This window comes from Hydrogenophaga sp. Root209 (assembly GCF_001428625.1).
Taxonomy (GTDB): domain Bacteria; phylum Pseudomonadota; class Gammaproteobacteria; order Burkholderiales; family Burkholderiaceae_C; genus Hydrogenophaga.
On record NZ_LMIE01000012.1, the window covers coordinates 451,213 to 467,479 of the forward strand.

Sequence of the window (16,267 nt, forward strand, 5' to 3'; positions counted from 1 at the left end):
CGTGCTTCAGAAAGCCAGCAACCCCATCACCAGCGCCGTGTGCGCCCACAACCCCGGCAAGAACCAGAGCGCGTAAGACCGCCCGCCCACCAGCGCGGCGGTCACGCTTTTGCTCAGGGCATGCACGGCCAGCGCACCCACCACGGCCTGGTGACTGATGGGCGCGGGCGGCCCCGAGGTGAAGACCGCCGCCAGCGCCGAATGCAGATCAGCCAGCGCACCCAGCAGGCTGCCCACGATCAGGCCGGCCTCGCCCAGCCACAGCGTGAGCGCATGCACCAGCACCTGGATGCCCGCGAGCAGCGCCGCCACCGCGGCGGCGCCCGTCAGGCTGAACATGCGCTCGTCCTGCTCCACAGCCGCCGGTGCAGCCTCTGACGGCGCGCCGCGCACCAACCACATTCCCCATGCCAGCGCCATCACCGAGCCACCCAGCGCCGGCCACACCAGATGCCCCAGCCAGGCCGGCTGCACGGCAGCGGCCACCAGCAGCAACTGCAGCAGGGTCGACACACAGCTGAGCAGCGCACCGCCGGCCATCAGCCGCGCACCGCTGCGGCCTTCACGCACCGCCAGACCCAGCGTGGCGATGGTCGCGGTGCTCGACACAAAACCCGAGGCCAGGGCCGAGAGCGTCACCGCGTGGCGGGCCTGCAGCAGCCGGCGCGCCAGGTGGGCGGCGGCTTGCACGCCCAGCAGCAAGGCCAGCAACTGCACGATCACATGGGGGTTGAGCGTGTTGTCCCACAAGGCTCGGTCGGGCACCAACGGCAGGGCCAGCAGCACCAGCGCGGCGAGCACGATGCCGTCGCGCACCTCGGCTGGCCGCAGCCAATGCCGCGCAAACCCGTGCAGGCGCTCGCGCCCGGCGAGCATGGCGGTCAGCCCCACCGCCAGGCCGGCGGCCAGTGGCAGGCTCCAGGCGCACAGCACACCGATCAGGTAGGTGAGCAGCAGCGCCACTTCGGTGGTCACGCCCGGGTCGTCGGAGCGGTCGCGAAAGTAAGCCACCACGCCCAGCGCAGCCACGAACACCGCGCCCGCCACCACCAGGCCGGTCACCTGCGTGAGCGCCGCGGCCGCGCCGGTGACGCAAGTCAGTGCAAAGGTGCGCAAGCCCGCCAGCGCGCGACCTGGCCCGTCGCCCTTGCGGCGCTCGCGCTCAATGCCGATCAACAAGCCACAACCCAACGCCGCGGCCAAGGGGGCGGCGGCCTGGGACAGATCGGGTATGGCAAGGCTCATCGTGTCATGCGGGTTCATCGGTGCACAGCCACAATAAGCCCCATGCACAAGACACCCGACTTTACCGCTCCGATCTTTCTCAACGACCCGGCCGCCGCCCTGCGCCAGGTGCAGCGCATCTACCACGACAACGTGGAGTTCCTGCGCGAGGCCATGCGCGATTTCGTGGGGGGTGGCGACTTCACCCATGCCCGCGTGCGCGCCTGCTACCCCTACGTGAGGCTGCACACGCACAGCGTTTCGCGCCAGGGCAGCAGCAGTCTGCCCATCAGCCGCCTGAGCTACGGCTTCGTGGCCGGCCCCGGCCGCTTCGAGACCACCCTCACCCGCCCCGACCTCTACGGCGACTACTACCTGGAGCAGTTCCGCCTGCTGCTGGCCAACCACGGCGGCGAACTGGAGGTGGGCACCAGCACGCAGCCCATTCCGATCCACTTCTCGTTCGCCGAACACGACCACGTGGAAGGCAGCCTGGACGTGGCGCGCCGCGCCTTCATGCGCGACGTGTTTGATCTGCCCGACCTCACCGCCATGGACGACGGCATCGCCAACGGCACCCACGAGCCCCGACCCGGCGAAGCGCACCCGCTCTCGCTGTTCACAGCACCGCGGGTCGACTATTCGCTGCAGCGCCTGCGCCACTACACCGGCACCGCGCCCGAGTGGTTCCAGAACTTCGTGCTGTTCACCAACTACCAGTTCTACATCGACGAATTCATCAAGCTCGGCCACGCCGAGATGGCCAAACCCGACAGCGAGTACATCGCCTTCGTGGAGCCGGGCAACGTGGTGATGCGCCGCGCCGGCCTGGCCGCCGAGGCCATTGACGCACTCGGCCACCCACCGCCGCGCCTGCCGCAGATGCCGGGCTACCACCTCATGCGCGCCGACCGCAGCGGCATCACCATGGTCAACATCGGCGTGGGCCCGGCCAACGCCAAGACCATCACCGACCACATCGCCGTGCTGCGCCCGCACGCCTGGCTCATGCTCGGCCACTGCGCCGGCCTGCGCACCAGCCAGCAGCTGGGCGACTACGTGCTGGCCCACGCCTACGTGCGCGAAGACCACGTGCTCGACGAAGAATTGCCGCTGTGGGTGCCGATTCCTGCGCTGGCCGAGATTCAGCTCGCGCTCGAAGCCGCGGTGGCCGACGTGACCGGCGTGCCCCCGCACGAACTCAAGCGCATCATGCGCACCGGCACCGTGGCCAGCACCGACAACCGCAACTGGGAACTGCTGCCCGATAACAAGCCACAACGGCGGTTTTCACAGTCGCGCGCCGTGGCGCTCGACATGGAAAGCGCCACCATCGCCGCCAACGGCTTCCGCTTCCGCGTGCCCTACGGCACCCTGCTCTGCGTGAGCGACAAGCCCCTGCACGGCGAGATCAAGCTGCCGGGCATGGCCAACCACTTCTACCGCGAGCGCGTGGACCAACACCTTCGCATCGGCATCCGCGCCATCGACATCCTGCGCGAAGGCGGACCGGACCAGTTGCACAGTCGCAAGTTGCGGAGTTTTGCGGAGGTGGCGTTCCAGTGAGTGCCGAGGCGGCGATCGAACGCCCCCTCAGAGCTGAACCGACCGCCCGATGAACTGGATCGGCCCGGTGGGCCGTCCTGTGGGCGAGCCGTTGTAGGGTTCCACCGTGATCTCGAACAGCTGGTTGGGCTCGATGGGGGGCAGCTTGTCGAGCGGAATCTCGATCGGCTTGCCCGGCTCCACCAGGCCCAGCGACACCGGCGCGCTCCAGCTGTCGGCCTTGGTCCAGAACTGCAGTGATCGCTGCGCGGGCACCGGCTCGGGCGCCACCGGAATCAGCTTCAGGCGCTGCGGGCTGCTGGCCTGCACCACCCAGCCGGGCGCAGTGCCTTGCGGCGCCACCAGCACCACCATGTATTGAGGACGCGCAGGCGCAAACAAGCCCACCGTGGGTGCGATCGCCATCACGCCGGCGGCGGCAAAACCGGTGGCGGCCGCGAAGCGCCAGAAGGCCACGCTGCTCCACCAGTGGCTCAAGCCGCCCTGCTTCGGGGCGGACGCTGCGCGGGGTGTGGCGGGCAGGCTGTTTTTGATGCGCTGCCACAGGGCGGGGGAAGGGTCGACCGGCGCCACCAGTTGGGTCAGGGGTTGCAACCTGGCTTCCCACTGCTGCACGGCCGTGCGCAGCATGGCGTCTCTGGGCAGGCGCTCTTCCACCTCGATGCGCTGGCCGGCGGAGAGCGTGCCGAGCACGTAGTCGGCGGCGAGTTGCTGCAGGGGATCAAGGCTCATTGTGAAACCTCCGTGCTGCGCACTGCGGTGCGAGCTGGCTTGGGGCGGCCCGGCACGGCGCTCATGCCAGACACTCCTTGAGCGAAGCCATGCCGCGGCGAATCCAGGCCTTGACCGAACCCAGCGGTGCACTCAGGCGTTCAGCGATCTCGGCGTGGGTGCAGCCGTCCAGGTAAGCGAGCAGCACGCAGTTGCGCTTGGCCACGTCGAGCCGCTCCAGGCATTGGTCGAGCTGGCCGAGTGTGGAACGCATGGAAAAGGCGTCGAGCATGTCGGGTGCGGCCGGCGGTTCGGCGTCCTGCATATCGTCCAGAAGTTCTTCGTCCATCGACACGGTGCGGGCGCTGGAGCGCACCGCATTGAGTGCGCCATGGCGCACGACGCTGCACATCCAGCCGCGGCCTTCACCTCGGGCGGGGTCGAAGGTGGAGGCGCGGTTCCAGATCGCCATGAAGGCGTCGTGCAGCACGTCCTCGGCGGCGGCGTGGTCGCGCACGATGCGCATGGCCACGCCCATCAGGAAGCGGTGTTCGCGTTCGTAGAGGCGTTGCAGGGCGCCCTGATCGCCCCGGGCGCAGGCCGCCAGCGCGGCGTTGTGGTCGAAAGGCGTGGGGTCGTTGGGGGGCACGGGCGACGGTCGGACCAGCGGATCGATCGGACGTCGGGCACCTCCTTGCGGAGATACCCGACGGGGTTGCCTTCCATCGTACCCGAGGGTTCCATGCACACGGGCGGCCGGCGCCCGGTCACGCCGGCCAGCGGCCATCAGACCGCCTTGTAGAAGATGTAGTCGGCCTGGTACTTCACGATCTGCTTGCTGCCCATGTTGGTGGCACCGCAGGCCATGGCCGGGGCCACACCACCCACCGTGGCCACGCGCTGCACATAGGTCACGCCGGTCATGGCGCCACTGCCCATGGCCGGGTTGGCTTTCACCAGCTGCATCGGGATGTTGCCGGCGGCGGCCGGGGCCACGGCCACCTGTGTGCCGGTGAACCTGGAGCCGTCCATGCTCTGCCACGTGGCCGGCGGGCCGTAATAGGTGCCCACCTGTTTGCCCGAGCGGTCCATCAGCCTGGCATCGGGACCCACGAACACCCATTCGAACTGGCCAGCCATGTTGGCCTTGGCGCGGCACTCGTAGGTGATGTCACCAGCGCCCACGGTCTCCATCACCACCTTGTGGCCCATGGGCACCTGCACGGCGGCGGGCAGCATGGCCTGGGAATACATCATGGGCGCGGGGCCGGTGGCGCAAGCAGTCAGGGCGAGGGCGACCGCGGCGGCCAGGGTGGACTTGATCATCATGGGTGACTCCAGATTGAGGTTGAGGAAACTCGAACAGCACAAAACAGGTGGCTGCTGGAAGTACTACGCCTGGAGTCGCGATCTGGATGCACCCGGATCAAAAAAACCGCAAATAGCTGGACATGTGTTCGTTTCCGAACGGTGTGGCGTGAAGGTGCTGCGTAAGCTGCATTCGCATGAACCTCGACCACAACACCTCGACCATCGGATGTTCCAGCGGGACGTCTGTCGTTGCAACGCGCACGAGAACCTGCACCCAGCCGCTGATGCGTCTGACGGGAGCCAGCAAGCTGTACGACAAGGGCAGCGCCACGCACGAAGCCCTGAGATCGGTGGACCTTGACATCCACCGGGGCGAGTTCACCGCCATCGTGGGCCCCAGCGGATCGGGCAAATCGGCCCTGATGAAGATGCTGGGTCTTCTGGAAGCCCCCACCAGCGGTGGCTACCGCTTTCAGGGCGTGCCGGAACAGTCGTTGTCCGACGAGCAGCGCTTGTGGTTGCGGCGACGCTTCTTCGGCTTTGTGCCGCAGGAATACAACCTGCTGCGCACCCATTCGTTGCAAGGCAATGTGGCACTGCCGCTGATGTACCGCGGCTTGTCACCCGAGCGCTGCCTGACGGCAGCCACGCGTGCGCTCTCGCTGGTCGGGCTGGAAGACTGCGGGCGCAAGATGCCCGACGAACTGACCGGCACCGAACATGGCAAGGCCGGCATTGCCCGTGCCTTGGTCTGCAACCCCAGCGTGTTGCTGGTGGACCGGGCCAGCCGGGCTTCAGACCAGCCCTTGTGCCCCGACATCGGCACCTTGCTGCGCAGGCTCAACACCGAGCACCTCATCACGGTGGTCCTGGTGAGCCAGAAGGCCAGCGCTGCCGACTGGGCGCAGCGGGTGATTCATGTCAACGGCGGTGCCGTCGAGCACCACACCACCCACGAAGCGGCCAGCGCGCTCCACTGATCGGACGTCAGGCCTTGCGGGGTCGTACTTTGGAGGCCGCCAGCCTGGCCTGTTCGCGAGCCTTCTCCACGTCGGCGTCGAAGGCCAGCGCCACGCCCATGCGGCGCTTGCTGAAGCTCTCGGGTTTGCCGAACAAACGCAGGTCGGTCTGCGGCACCTGCAGGGCCTCGTCCACACCGTCGAAGACGATGCCCTGCGCTTGCACGCCGCCGTAGATGACAGCGCTGGCGCCCGGGCTGCGCAGCTCGGTGGACACCGGCAGGCCCAGGATGGCGCGCGCATGCAGCTCGAATTCGTTCTGCCACTGCGTGATCATGGTCACCATGCCGGTGTCGTGCGGGCGCGGGCTCACCTCGCTGAACCAGACGTCGTCCCCCTTGACGAACAGCTCCACGCCATAGAGCCCCTGCCCCCCCAGATCGTCGGTCACGGCCTTGGCGATGCGGCGCGACTCGGCGAGGGCCTTGGGCGTCATCGGATGAGGCTGCCAGCTCTCCACGTAGTCGCCGCTCACCTGCAGATGGCCGATCGGCTCGCAGAAGTGCGTCTCGATCTCGCCGCTGGTACCCACGGCGCGCACGGTGAGCTGGGTGATCTCGTAGTCGAAGGCTATGAAGCCTTCCACGATGATGCGGCCCGGGCCGACCCGCCCGCCCGACATCGCGTAGTCCCAGGCTGATCTCACGTCGGCCGGACCGTCGATCTTGCTCTGGCCCTTGCCGCTGCTGCTCATCACCGGTTTGACGATGCACGGATAACCTATCCCGGCATCGATGGCCGCCTGCAGCTCTTGCAGCGAATCACAGAACTTGTACGGGCTGGTGGGCAGGCCCAGCGTCTCGGCCGCGAGGCGGCGGATGCCTTCGCGGTCCATGGTGAGGCGCGCGGCACGGGCGGTGGGGATCACGCGCACCGCACCGGCGGCTTCCAGCTCCTGCAGCATGGGCGTGGCAATGGCCTCGATCTCGGGCACCACCAGGTGTGGGCGCTCGGCCTCGATCAGCGCCTTCAGCTGTGCCGGATCGCTCATGGTGATGGTGCGCGCGTGGTGCGCCACCTGATGGCCGGGCGCGTTCTCGTAGCGGTCAACCGCGATGGTCTCCACACCCAGGCGCTGCAGTGCGATCAGCACTTCCTTGCCGAGCTCGCCCGAGCCGAGCAGCATGACCTTGGTGGCCGAGGGAGACAAAGGGGTACCGAGCGTGGTCATGTCAAGACTCCAGGAACAAAGGAATTCAGAGCGCGTCGCCCATGGCCTCGCCCAGGCGCACGCTGTTGCCAGGCGCCCAGTCGGGGTTGAAAGCGATGGTGTCGCGCGGCCAGAGCAGTACGACGGTGGAGCCGAGCAGGAAGCGGCCCATTTCCTCGCCGCGCTGCAGCTGCACCGGGTTGTCGTCGTACGACCATTCGCGCACCGTGTCAGGGCGCGGCGGGTTCACCACGCCGTGCCAGGTGGTGGCCATGCTGCCCACGATGGTCGCGCCCACGAGCACCTGCACGAAGGGCACGGTGGCCTCGCCCACCTGCAGGTCGAACACGCAGACCACGCGCTCGTTGCGCGCGAACAGGCCAGGCACGCCTTGCGCGGTGGCCGGGTTGACCGAGAAGAGATCTCCCGGCACGTGGACCATGCGGCGCAGCGTGGCGGCCGCCGGCATGTGGATGCGGTGGTAGTCCTTGGGGCTGAGGTAGATGGTGGCGAAGGCGCCGTCGTCGAACAGCGCGGCCAGCGCCGCGTCACCGCCCACCAGGGCACGTGTGCTGTAGGTGTGGCCCTTGGCCTGGTAGATCTGATCGCGTGTGATGGCGCCGAACTGGCTGATGGCGCCGTCCACCGGGCACACGAAAGCGGCGTTGGCCAGCGGGCGCGCGCCGGGGTTCAGGGCGCGCGTGAAAAACGCGTTGAAGCTGGCGTAGGCGGTCGGCGCGGGGTTCGCTGCCTCGGCCATGTTGACGCCGTACTTGCGAATGAAGCGGCGAATGATCCATTGGGTGATGGCGCCCCAGCGACCGTTGGCCACCCAGCCGCCAAACACAGTGAGCGCGCGCTTCGGAAACACGTATTGCAGGGAAACGGCGAGGGACATGGGCGTGAAGCAGAAGGAGCAAGACCCTGGCGGGCGGCCTCGCATTGTAGGGGTCGCCCCCCTCACTCATCGGCCACGCGGGCACAATCCCGCACCATGACGCAAGCCCTGTTTGAATGCCACGATCTCGTCAAACGCTACGGTGAGAGCACGGTGGTGAACGACCTGAGTTTTTCCATCCACCCTGGCGAATGCCTGGGCGTGATCGGGCCCAACGGCGCGGGCAAGACCACCACCATCCGCATGTGCCTGGGCCTGACCGCGCCGGACGCCGGCAGCATCACCGCCTTTGGCCTGGAGATGCCGCGCGACGCACTCGCCATCAAGGCGCAGCTGGGTGTGGTGAGCCAGATGGACACGCTGGACCCGGACTTCGATTGCGCCGAGAACCTGCTGGTCTATGGCCGCTACTTCGGACTGCCGGCGGCCCAGGTGCGCGCGCGGGTGCCGCGGTTGCTGGAGTTTGCCGCGCTCTCGCACAAGGCGCACGCCAAGCCGGGCGAACTCTCCGGCGGCATGAAGCGGCGCCTGTCGCTGGCGCGTGCACTGGTGAACGACCCTCGACTGTTGATGCTCGACGAGCCCACCACCGGGCTGGACCCGCAGGCGCGCCACCTGATGTGGGAGCGTCTGCAGATGCTGCTGCAAGAAGGCAAAAGCATTTTGCTGACCACCCACTTCATGGACGAGGCCGAGCGCCTGTGCTCGCGCCTGCTGGTGCTCGACCACGGCCGCAAGATCGCCGAAGGCCGCCCGCGCGAGCTGATCGCGCAGCACCTGGAGCCCGACGTGGTGGAGGTGTACGGCAACGGCGCGCTCGCGTTGGCGCAGGCCGAAGAACACGCCTCCGTGCGTGCGCTGGCGGCGCGTGTGGAAGTGAGCGGCGAGACCGTGTTCTTTTACACCGCGCAGGCGATGCCGCTGCTGGCGGCACTCGGCGCGCACCCGCAACTGCGCACGCTGCACCGGCCGGCGAACCTGGAAGACCTGTTCCTGAAACTCACAGGCCGGCAAATACGAGAGGATGGCTAAGCCATGAACACCACAGCCGTTGCAACCGTTCCATCGCATTGGTCACCGCCTCGAATTTCAATGCGATGGTGGCCCGTTTTTCTTCGCAACCTGCTGGTCTGGCGCAAGCTCGCCATTCCCAGCCTGGTGGGCAACATCGCCGAGCCGCTGATGTGGCTGGTGGCCTTTGGCTACGGCATGGGCGCGCTGGTCGGGCAGGTGACCATCAACACACCCCAGGGGGGCGTGGCGGTGCCCTACATCCTGTTTCTGGCCAGCGGCAGCATCTGCATGAGCGCGATGAACGCGGCCAGCTTCGAGGCGCTGTACTCGGCGTTCTCGCGCATGCACGTGCAGAAGACCTGGGACGGCATCATGAACGCGCCGGTGGGCCTGGACGACGTGGTGCTGGCGGAAATGTTGTGGGCGGGCTTCAAGGCCCTGTTCTCGGTGACGGCCATCATGGGCGTGATGCTTGCGCTGGGCATCAGCCATTCACCCAAGCTGCTGCTGGCCTGGCCGGTGCTGCTGGGGGTGGGCATCACGTTCTCGTGCATCGCCCTGGTGTTCAACGCCCTGGCCCAGGGCTACGACTTCTTCACCTACTACTTCACGCTGTTCCTGACCCCGATGATGTTTCTCTCGGGCGTCTTCTTTCCGCGAGAGCAACTGCCGGTGGTGGTGCGCCACATCTCCGATTGGCTGCCGCTGACCAACGCGGTGGAACTGGTGCGACCCCTGTTCATGGATCAGTGGCCTCAGCAGGCCTGGTTGCATGCGGGCGTGCTGCTGTTCTACACCGTGGCAGCGTTCTGGCTGGCCCTTGCGCTCACGCGCAAAAGATTCGCCAAATAACCTGGCCCCCACGCTCCGCCGCTTCGCGGGTCGCTGCCCCCCGAGGGGGCTGGCCTGGCTTGGGGCGGCCCTGCGCTGCGGCCGTCCTTTCAGTGAACCATCTGAAGGGCAGGTTGGGCTTCGCAGTAAAGCTCGGCGCCGGAGTCCATGAATTCTTCGGCTTCGATCACGGCGTCAAAGTCGCGGGCGGTGTCGAAGATCTTGGGAATCAGCGGCTTGTCCAGCGGGCGGCAGATGCGCTGGCGCAGGCCACGCAGGTTGGCGCTGGTCTCCATGGCGTGGATCACGGCTTCCGGATCGAGCATGAGGACGAAGGGGTTGAGGCGGCTGGACGTGATGGACATGGTGGGTTCCTGGGGGAAATGCGGCGGTTGTTTCAAATCGGCTGTCGATGAAACAAACTGTATCGGGCCACCTTCAGGGCGTTAAGTCGGCGCAGCCCCATTCCCTGTGTAAGAAGTTGCCTGACACGGCGTCCCAAACACCTACAAGCCCGGCGCAAACAAAGTCACGGTCCCGTGCGCAGCGCCTCCACGCTGGCGCGCACCACCGACTGCACGCTGCCACTGTCCCTGTACTGGTTGCGCAGGTAGGTGGCGTGGTTGCCCACGCGCCCTGCCGTGCGCTCGATCTCGTCGAGCGCGGCCAGCGAATTCAGCGCGAGGCCATGCGGTGCCAGATGCCGCAGCGTGGCCAGGATGTCTTCGCGGATGCTGATCTGCTCACGCGTCTTGGGGTTGACCATCATCCCGTCCAGCCCGAAGCGGCAGGCCTGGAACCGGTTGTAGGTGTAGACGAGGTAGTCGTCTTCCTCGGGTGGCAGCTCGCGGCGCTCCAGCAGGTGGCGGCACAGCGCCTGCAAATAGCACGCCAGGCCCGCGGCGCGCTCCACCGTGAGAGGCGTGTCGCACACGCGCAGTTCGATCGTGCCGTACTCGGGCTTGGGCCGGATGTCCCAGTAAAAGTCCTTCATGGACTTGACCACGCCGGTGCTCTCCATCTTGGTGAAGTACACGTTGGAAAACTCGTCCCAGCTCAGCGTGAACGGCGCGCGCCCGCTGAGCGGAAACGCGAACACCGAATTCAGCCGCGCCGAGTCGAACAGCGTGTCCACGCCCTGCGAAAACGGCGACGACGCCGAGAGCGCGATGAAGTGCGGCACGTAGCGGTTGAGCGAGTGCAACAGGAACAGCGCCTCGTCGGCGTTGGAGCAACCGATGTGCACGTGTTGCCCGAACACGGTGAACTGCTTGGCGAGGTAGCCGTAGAGGCCCGAGAGCTCCTGGAAACGCGGCTTGGAGAAGATGCGCTGCTCGAACCAGCGCTGGAACGGGTGCGTGCCGCCACCCGCGATCTCGATGTTGAGCCGGTCGCCCGCGCTCACCAGCGTGTCCCGGATTTGCTGCAGCTGGCTCAGCAGCGGGCCGTGCTCGCGCTGGATGTCGGTGGCGATCTCGATCATGCTCTGCGTCATCTCGGGCGTGACCACCCCCGGAAACGGCTTGCGTCGCAACAGCTCCAGCAAGTCGTTGGCGCTGCTGGAGAGATCGAGGTCGTAGGTGTTGACGAGCTGCAGCTCCAGCTCCACGCCCATGGTCAGCGAATCGGACGATTTGAATGTTTCCAATGGCATGGGAGCTCCTACTCTTTTGTGACGTGGGTTTCGTGCGCGGTCATCAGCGCGCGCTGCGTGACCATAGGCCCCAGCAGCTCCTGCACCACCATCATCCCGGCCATGGCCGCCAGCACCTCCACCGCAGGCGCGAAGCCGTACAGGCGGGTCTGCTCGAGCAGCAGGATGGCAAACGCCGACATGGGTGTGAGTGCGAGCCCCGTGAGCACACCCTTGCGCTCGGTGATGCCCGAGAGGCGCGCGGCCACCAGGTTGCAGCCCACCTTGGAGGCCGTGCGCATCAGGATCAGCAGCAAGCCCATGAGCAGGCCGGCCCCCACGTCGGCCCAGTTCAGCAACGAGGCGATGTAGACGAACAGGAACACCGAGGCCATGTCGCCCGCGGTGCCGAAATCGCGCTGCGCGTTGGTGAGGTGCACCCGCCGCTCGCGCGCCACGATGCCGAAGGACAATGCCGCCAGCAGCGGCGAGAGCTTGAGGCCGTAGGCGGCGGTGGTGAGCAGCAACACCGACAGCGCAAACACCACCGTCACACCCCGCTCGTGCGTGGTTCGCCAGCGCAGCAGCCAGGGCACGGCCACCCCCAGCAAGACACCGATGGCCACCGACGTGGCCACCACGTACATGCTGCCGAAAGCGGCCAGCACCAGATCACCGGAGGTGTTCAGGTACCAGTAACCCGCCACCAGCTTGAGCGCCACCACCGACAAAATGCAGTTGATGGCGCACAGGTGCAGCACGCGTTCGGTCACCTGCCCTGCGCTGCGCAGCTCGTTGGCCACGCGCACCACGCCCGCGGGTGAGGCCGAGATGGAGAGCGCGGCAATGATGAGGCGGTGGTCCAGCGGCAGGTCGAACCAGCCGCTCACCCAATAGATGACGCAGAAGGTGACGATGGATTCGACCACGCCGAGCGCCAGCATCCAGGGGTTGTGGCGGAACCAGCGCAGGTTGATGCGGTAACCGAGTTCGAACAGCACCAGCGACAACGCCACGTTGGCCAGGAACGGCAGGCCGGGCACATCGGTGGTGAGGCCGGGCAGGTTGATCAGTCCACCGAGCAGCCCCACCGCCACGTAGCTGGTGACGCGCGGAATGTGCCAACGCTCGAAGAACAGCTCGGCCAGGAACCAGGCCAGCAGCAGCACCAAAGGCCAGGCAATGGACTGCAATAGAAAAGCAAAATCGGTGACCATGGGCAGGCTCTCCTGGATGGGGTCTGTGGGATGGTGACCTTGGGGCAAAAACTCCCCGGAGGTCAACAGGCAAACCGGCATCAGCGTGGCGCTGACTTGTACACCGGGAACATGAACAACAGGCGACCGGGAAGGCCGCCGCGAACAATCAGGTCGTCACTGCGGACGGACCCGATCCGACCTCTGCAGCAGCAAACCGCGTCTTGAGTTCGGGTAGGCCCAACTCATCGAGCACCTGCATCAATCGCTGCCGAGCCTTCTCGCGGGCTCCATGTCGGTCGTCGGCCATTCTACGGGCCAGGATGAGTTCGTTTTTCAGGGAGTGCTCCCAGCCGACCAGTTCGGTCACCGTCACGTTGTAACCATTTGCTTCCAGTTGCAAACAGCGCAGCACGTTGGTGATCTGGCTGCCGAACTCGCGCGTGTGCAGTGGATGGCGCCAGAGCTCGGCCAGCGGCGAACGTGACAGGCTCAATGCCTTGTGCTGGCGCAGCACGCCAGCCACCTCGGCCTGGCAACACGGCACCAGCACCATGTGGCTGGCCTGCTTGGCCAGACCGAAGGCAATCGCATCGTCGGTGGCGGTGTCGCAGGCGTGCAGCGCGGTCACCACGTCGATGCGCTCCGGCAGGCCGGGGTGGGTGAGCGCCTCCTGCACCGTGGTGGCCAGAAAGTCCATGCGCCCGAAGCCCAGCTTGCTGGCCAGGGCTTGCGACTTGTCCACCAGCTCGGCGCGGGTTTCCACGCCGGTCACGCGGCCCACCGGCCTGGATTTGAAGAACAGGTCGTACAGAATGAAACCCAGATAGGACTTGCCCGCGCCGTGGTCGGCCAGGGTCACATCGCCGCGCGCGGCCAACACCTCGGCCAGCAGCGGTTCGATGAACTGCACCAGGTGGTACACCTGCTTGAGCTTGCGCCGCGTGTCCTGGTTGAGCTTGCCCTCGCGGGTGAGGATGTGCAGCTCCTGCAGCAAGGCCACCGACTGGCCTTCGCGCAGCTCGGGCAATTGCTCCTGCAGCGTGGGCACCGGGCGTGGTAAAGATTTGTTTTTGGCCATGGGCCGATGATAGGTGCGCGCACCCGCCACGGCGGTCTGCAACGGTGACAATCGCCCATGACCCTGCCCATGACGCTCGACTCCGTTGCTCCCGCCGATCATCCCTACAGCGCCTTGACACCCGATGTGGTGCAGGACGCGCTGGCCAGCATCGGCCTGTGGGGCGACGGGCGCATGGCCGCGCTCAACAGCTTCGAAAATCGCGTATACCAGATCCACCTGGAGTCACCGGTGAATGGCGTGGACCAGGTGGTGGCCAAGTTCTACCGGCCCGGGCGCTGGAGCGACGAGCAGATTGCCGAGGAGCATGCGTTTGCCATGGAGCTGGCGCAGGCCGAGATTCCCGCGGTACCCCCGCTCGTGGTGAACGGCGCCACCCTGCACCATTTCGGCGGTTTTGCGTTCGCGGTGAGCCCTCGCCGCGGTGGACGGCGGCCCGAGCTCGACGACTTCGACGTGCTCGAATGGATCGGCCGCTTTCTGGCGCGCATCCACAGTGTGGGTGCGGCGCAGGCGTTCCAGGTGCGCCCGGCGCTGGACGCCGCCAGCTTCGCCCGCGAGCCGCGCGACTGGTTGATGGAACACGCCGCCGTGGCGCCCGAGGTTCGCACCGCCTGGGCCGCCGCACTCGAAGAAGCGCTGGCCTTGATCGAAGCCCACCCGGTGCTCAAGGCGGGCGCGCCGCTGGCAGAAGACGGCATCCGCCGCATCCGCCTGCACGGCGACTGTCACCCCGGCAACATCCTCTGGACGCCCGAAGGCCAGCCCGGCGCCGGACCGCATTTCGTGGACCTGGACGACGCGCGCACCGGCCCGGCGGTGCAGGACCTCTGGATGCTGCTCAGTGGAGACCGGCGCCAGCAGACGCAGCAGCTCGGCGCACTGGTCGATGGCTACGAACAGTTCCGCCCCTTCGACCGGCGTGAGCTCGCGCTGATTGAGCCCCTGCGCACGCTGCGGCTGATCCACTACAGCGCCTGGGTTGCGCGCCGCTGGGACGACCCTGCCTTCCCGATCAACTTCCCCTGGTTCGGCAGCCGCGACTACTGGCAGGGCCAGGTCGACATGCTGGTGGAGCAGATCGAGGAAATGCAGGCCGAGCCATTGATGGCCTGAACGCTGTTCGAGGGGTCGGCGATGACCCCATTCGGTTTGTGGTTGCTCGCAATTGAATTGCACGCAATTTAATTGCTCGATACACTAACGACCCATGAACACCCCACGCCTCTCCAGCGACCAGGCCCTGCAGCTCGACCACCAGCTCTGCTTTGCGCTGTACTCGGCCTCGCTGGCCATGACCAAGCTGTACAAGCCGCTGCTGGACGAGATCGGCCTGACCTACCCGCAGTACCTGGCCATGCTGGTGCTGTGGGAGCACGACGGCGTGGCCGTCTCCGAACTCGGTGAGCGCCTGCACCTCGACTCGGGCACCCTCACCCCGTTGCTCAAGCGTCTGGAGACCGCCGAACTCGTGACCCGCCTGCGCGACGTGCAGGACGAGCGCCGCGTGCTGATCCGCCTGACCGCTGCCGGCCGCAAGCTCAAGGCCCGGGCCGCGCGCATTCCGGGCTGCGTGCTGCAAGCCACGCAGTGCGACGTGGCCGAAGTCCTTGCACTCACCCGGCAGGTGCAGACCCTGCGCGATCGTCTCTCCGCCTGACCCTTGTTCCCTTCCCCGTTTCAATCCCCCGCTTCCCGCAAGCGATTCAACCCCAGGAGCCACACCATGCCCACTTCCCTCGACAAAGTCGTCTACACCGCCCGCGCCCACACCACCGGCGGCCGCGAAGGCACATCCCGCTCCGACGACGGCATGCTCGACGTCAAGCTTTCGCCTCCCAAAGCCATGGGCGGCTCGGGCGCGGCCACCAACCCCGAGCAGCTGTTCGCCGCCGGTTACTCCGCCTGCTTCATGGGCGCCATGAAACACGTGGCCGGCATGAAAAAAGTGGCTGTGCCAGCCGACGCGTCGATCGACGCTGAAGTCGACATCGGCCCGATTCCGGCCGGCTTCGGCATTGCTGCCCGCCTGAACGTGAGCCTGCCAGGCATGGACCGCGCCGTGGCCCAGGACCTGGTGGACGCCGCGCACCAGGTGTGCCCGTACTCCAATGCCACCCGCGGCAACATCAACGTGACGATCACGGTGGTCTGAGCGTCGGCTCAGGCAGCAAAAAGCCCGTCTGGCTCACGCCGGACGGGCTTTTTTTGATGGGGGTCGACCCCTATTTGCGATACAGGTCGGGATCGTAGATGGTGGTGCTGGTGCCCACACCCACCCCGACGCGCGCATTGCTGTTGCCGACCCGGCTGCTCGTGCCCACGCCGGCACCGGCGCTCACCGCACCGCGCTGGTTCACCCCCACGCCCACACCCACCGGCCCCACGCCGGTGCTGACGCCGGCGTTCACGCCACCGGAACCCACGCCCACGCCGATGGAAAACGGGCCGACCGGAATGCCCACCCCCACGCCCACCGAGCAACCGGTGAGCAAGGCGGCGGCGCACAGCCAGGTGGCCCGTCGTGACGCATGCATGAGCCGCTGGCGGCAGGTATGGGCAAGGTTCGTCATGGGATCCCCAAAAGGTTCAAGAGCAAGGGTACTTCAACGCTGCCTGAATGACCCGTGCCG

At 66.8% G+C, this 16,267-nt stretch carries 17 protein-coding genes and 1 pseudogene; 7 read left to right on the forward strand and 11 right to left on the reverse strand.

Translation table 11 applies throughout. The features are described 5' to 3' along the window. Window positions 1–6: 6 nt before the first annotated feature. Window positions 7–1,245, reverse strand: coding sequence for an MgtC/SapB family protein (locus ASE11_RS10870; RefSeq protein WP_056270473.1), 1,239 nt, complete (start codon window positions 1,243–1,245; stop codon window positions 7–9). 42 nt (window positions 1,246–1,287) lie between these two features. On the opposite strand from ASE11_RS10870, the gene ASE11_RS10875 reads away from it, so the two are divergent. After that, window positions 1,288–2,790: an AMP nucleosidase gene (locus ASE11_RS10875; protein WP_056270474.1), complete on the forward strand. Its 1,503-nt coding sequence runs from the start codon at window positions 1,288–1,290 to the stop codon at window positions 2,788–2,790. Window positions 2,791–2,817: 27 nt separating this feature from the next. Here ASE11_RS10875 and ASE11_RS10880 read toward each other — a convergent pair whose 3' ends face one another. The 3 genes from ASE11_RS10880 to ASE11_RS10890 form a co-directional block, all read right to left on the reverse strand. Next, window positions 2,818–3,522 (reverse strand): anti-sigma factor domain-containing protein, encoded by a 705-nt coding sequence (locus ASE11_RS10880; RefSeq protein WP_056270477.1) that lies wholly within the window; start codon window positions 3,520–3,522, stop codon window positions 2,818–2,820. Between the two features lie 61 nt (window positions 3,523–3,583). Continuing rightward, on the reverse strand, window positions 3,584–4,150 hold the full coding sequence (locus ASE11_RS10885; protein ID WP_056270479.1) for a sigma-70 family RNA polymerase sigma factor: 567 nt from the start codon (window positions 4,148–4,150) through the stop codon (window positions 3,584–3,586). Window positions 4,151–4,287: 137 nt separating this feature from the next. After that, window positions 4,288–4,830, reverse strand: coding sequence for a DUF3455 domain-containing protein (locus tag ASE11_RS10890; protein ID WP_056270482.1), 543 nt, complete (start codon window positions 4,828–4,830; stop codon window positions 4,288–4,290). 176 nt (window positions 4,831–5,006) lie between these two features. Between ASE11_RS10890 and ASE11_RS10895 the strand changes: the two genes are divergently transcribed. Then, complete coding sequence (locus ASE11_RS10895; protein WP_082585666.1) at window positions 5,007–5,792, forward strand: ABC transporter ATP-binding protein; 786 nt, start codon at window positions 5,007–5,009, stop codon at window positions 5,790–5,792. A gap of 7 nt (window positions 5,793–5,799) precedes the next feature. On the opposite strand, the gene purT is transcribed toward ASE11_RS10895, so the two are convergent. Both purT and asd read right to left on the reverse strand, forming a co-directional pair. Next, window positions 5,800–7,002: a formate-dependent phosphoribosylglycinamide formyltransferase gene (gene purT / locus ASE11_RS10900; protein WP_056270489.1), complete on the reverse strand. Its 1,203-nt coding sequence runs from the start codon at window positions 7,000–7,002 to the stop codon at window positions 5,800–5,802. Window positions 7,003–7,027: 25 nt separating this feature from the next. Further along, window positions 7,028–7,879: an archaetidylserine decarboxylase gene (gene asd, locus ASE11_RS10905; protein WP_056270493.1), complete on the reverse strand. Its 852-nt coding sequence runs from the start codon at window positions 7,877–7,879 to the stop codon at window positions 7,028–7,030. A gap of 96 nt (window positions 7,880–7,975) precedes the next feature. Between asd and ASE11_RS10910 the strand changes: the two genes are divergently transcribed. Beyond that, window positions 7,976–8,911: an ATP-binding cassette domain-containing protein gene (locus ASE11_RS10910; RefSeq protein WP_056270497.1), complete on the forward strand. Its 936-nt coding sequence runs from the start codon at window positions 7,976–7,978 to the stop codon at window positions 8,909–8,911. Between the two features lie 3 nt (window positions 8,912–8,914). Continuing rightward, window positions 8,915–9,745, forward strand: a complete 831-nt coding sequence (locus ASE11_RS10915; protein WP_056270500.1) for an ABC transporter permease — start codon at window positions 8,915–8,917, stop codon at window positions 9,743–9,745. An 89-nt stretch (window positions 9,746–9,834) separates the two neighbouring features. Here ASE11_RS10915 and ASE11_RS10920 read toward each other — a convergent pair whose 3' ends face one another. The 4 genes from ASE11_RS10920 to ASE11_RS10935 all read right to left on the reverse strand — a co-directional run bounded on the left by ASE11_RS10920 (window position 9,835) and on the right by ASE11_RS10935 (window position 13,634). Further along, complete coding sequence (locus ASE11_RS10920) at window positions 9,835–10,089, reverse strand: hypothetical protein (protein ID WP_056270503.1); 255 nt, start codon at window positions 10,087–10,089, stop codon at window positions 9,835–9,837. A 164-nt stretch (window positions 10,090–10,253) separates the two neighbouring features. Next, window positions 10,254–11,378: a YbdK family carboxylate-amine ligase gene (locus tag ASE11_RS10925; protein ID WP_056270507.1), complete on the reverse strand. Its 1,125-nt coding sequence runs from the start codon at window positions 11,376–11,378 to the stop codon at window positions 10,254–10,256. Between the two features lie 8 nt (window positions 11,379–11,386). Next, window positions 11,387–12,574 carry a cation:proton antiporter gene (locus ASE11_RS10930; RefSeq protein ID WP_056270510.1) on the reverse strand — a complete coding sequence of 396 codons (1,188 nt, stop codon included), beginning with the start codon at window positions 12,572–12,574 and terminating at the stop codon, window positions 11,387–11,389. 148 nt (window positions 12,575–12,722) lie between these two features. After that, a complete protein-coding gene (locus tag ASE11_RS10935) occupies window positions 12,723–13,634 on the reverse strand; it encodes a class I SAM-dependent methyltransferase (protein WP_056270728.1) in 912 nt (303 codons plus the stop codon). A 57-nt stretch (window positions 13,635–13,691) separates the two neighbouring features. Between ASE11_RS10935 and ASE11_RS10940 the strand changes: the two genes are divergently transcribed. The 3 genes from ASE11_RS10940 to ASE11_RS10950 all read left to right on the forward strand — a co-directional run bounded on the left by ASE11_RS10940 (window position 13,692) and on the right by ASE11_RS10950 (window position 15,789). Continuing rightward, complete coding sequence (locus ASE11_RS10940; RefSeq protein WP_056270513.1) at window positions 13,692–14,750, forward strand: serine/threonine protein kinase; 1,059 nt, start codon at window positions 13,692–13,694, stop codon at window positions 14,748–14,750. Window positions 14,751–14,844: 94 nt separating this feature from the next. Beyond that, a complete protein-coding gene (locus tag ASE11_RS10945; protein WP_056270516.1) occupies window positions 14,845–15,294 on the forward strand; it encodes a MarR family winged helix-turn-helix transcriptional regulator in 450 nt (149 codons plus the stop codon). Window positions 15,295–15,360: 66 nt separating this feature from the next. Next, window positions 15,361–15,789, forward strand: coding sequence for an organic hydroperoxide resistance protein (locus ASE11_RS10950; protein WP_056270521.1), 429 nt, complete (start codon window positions 15,361–15,363; stop codon window positions 15,787–15,789). 88 nt (window positions 15,790–15,877) lie between these two features. Here ASE11_RS10950 and ASE11_RS10955 read toward each other — a convergent pair. Beyond that, window positions 15,878–16,171: pseudogene (locus ASE11_RS10955) on the reverse strand (hypothetical protein); the annotation flags it as partial. Window positions 16,172–16,267 lie beyond the last annotated feature (96 nt).